Origin of the sequence: Bradyrhizobium sp. (genome assembly GCF_016462955.1) — a bacterium.
Taxonomy (GTDB): Bacteria; Pseudomonadota; Alphaproteobacteria; order Rhizobiales; family Xanthobacteraceae; genus Bradyrhizobium.
Window position 1 is genome coordinate 1 of the sequence record NZ_JAEMSD010000553.1, and the last position, 1,045, is coordinate 1,045.

Below are 1,045 nucleotides of genomic sequence, written 5' to 3' on the forward strand. Positions count from 1 at the left end.
GCTTCGAGGCCTACAAGGACGTCGTGGTGCGGCCGTTCTTCCGCGATCATTTCGCGCGGCTCGATCGCCAGATCGTGCTGGCCGATGCGCTGTCGGCGTTCAACGCCGGCCCCGAGGCGCTGCACGATCTCGAAGCCGCGCTGGCCGGCATCCTGGATTGCTTCAACATCGGCCGCAGCACGCTGCTGTCCAACCTGTTCCGCCCGCGCATCGACCGCATCCTGTTTGCGGCGACCAAGGCGGACCATCTGCATCATTCCAGCCACGACAGGCTCGAGGCGGTGCTGCGCCGCGCCGTCTCTGGCGCCGTTGCGCGCGCGGAGAATACCGGCGCTGTGATCGACGTCGTCGCACTCGCCGCCGTCCGCGCCACCCGCGAGGCGCAGGTGGCGCATGGCCGTGACAAGCTGCCGTCGATCCTGGGAACGCCGGCTGCGGGCGAAAGCGCGGGCGGCGAGTTCTTCGACGGCAACACGGAAGTGGCGACCTTTCCGGGTGACCTGCCGCTCGATCCCGAGCCGCTGTTCAACGGCACGGACGCGTTCCGCGGGCTCTCGACGCAAGCCGCCGGGAACAGCGATTTCCGCTTCCTGCGCTTCCGTCCGCCCAAGCTCGATCGCGAGGGAACGGACCAGCCGGCGCTGCCGCACATCCGCCTCGACCGTGCCTTGCAATTCCTGATCGGAGACAAGCTCGCATGAACGACCGATCGAAGCCACGGCGGCCGGCAACGTTCCGGCTCGACGATCCCGGCGTCGTCGTCACCGAGGCGGACGAGACGACACGGCTTGGCCGCGCCACCATCCAGATCACGCCGGAGCCGGATCCGGCGCTGCTCCCGGTGCCGATCGAAGCTGTCCGGCCGGCACGGCGGGGTTTTCCCTGGGGCACGCTGTTCTGGTCCGGGCTCGCCGGCCTGACGCTGCTGGGCACCGGCCTCGGCGTCGTCCATCTGGTCGAGGATTTGTTCGCGCGCAACGAAACTCTGGGCTTCGTCGGACTTGCCTTCGCTGTCGTCACCGCGGTGGCGCTCGCGGTGGTGATC

Annotated in this window: 1 protein-coding gene and 1 pseudogene; both read left to right on the plus strand. The window is 68.9% G+C overall.

Translation table 11 applies throughout. The annotated features are described in order from the left end of the window. A partial coding sequence (locus tag JHD07_RS34180; protein WP_291630183.1) for a YcjX family protein occupies positions 1–701 on the plus strand: 701 nt, incomplete at its 5' end. Next, positions 698–1,045: pseudogene (locus JHD07_RS34185) on the plus strand (TIGR01620 family protein); the annotation flags it as partial. The gene JHD07_RS34180 and the pseudogene JHD07_RS34185, both read left to right, overlap by 4 nt.